This window comes from Bartonella capreoli (assembly GCF_902813205.1).
Lineage (GTDB): Bacteria > Pseudomonadota > Alphaproteobacteria > Rhizobiales > Rhizobiaceae > Bartonella > Bartonella schoenbuchensis.
Genome location: NZ_CADDZX010000319.1, coordinates 1 through 406 on the forward strand (window position 1 = coordinate 1; position 406 = coordinate 406).

Here is a 406-nt window from a genome sequence, read left to right on the forward strand (position 1 = left end):
AAACCTTATTCATCCTCTTTTTGCCTCTGTTCGCACTCTCCAAGGAATAAGCCCCCCAATATGTGCCTTACTAGCCAAAGTCTTAAACATTAATCCCACGCAACGTGAACCGACTCTTATCGACCTTCTTCAATTAATGCCCCATTCCGTGATAGATCGTAGAATATGTCCAAGCATTGCTTTTGCTCAAGAAGGTATCACTAATACTCTTGAAATTATCATCGATCAGCACCAGCCACCGCCAATTGGTCGGAGTCGATCACCTTATCGAGTTATTGCTCATGATCAAACAGGAAAAATAAATTTAGTCTTTTTCCATGCTCATTGTTCTTGGCTAAAAAAACAACTACCAGAAGGAAGAAAAGTTGTTGTATCAGGAAAAGTTGAGCGATTTAATGGACAACTT

The 406-nt window shown here is 39.9% G+C and carries 1 protein-coding gene; it reads left to right on the forward strand.

The genetic code is table 11. The annotated features are described in order from the left end of the window. The coding region (locus J7R05_RS08605; protein ID WP_343070554.1) for an OB-fold nucleic acid binding domain-containing protein at window positions 1-406 on the forward strand (406 nt) is incomplete at both ends.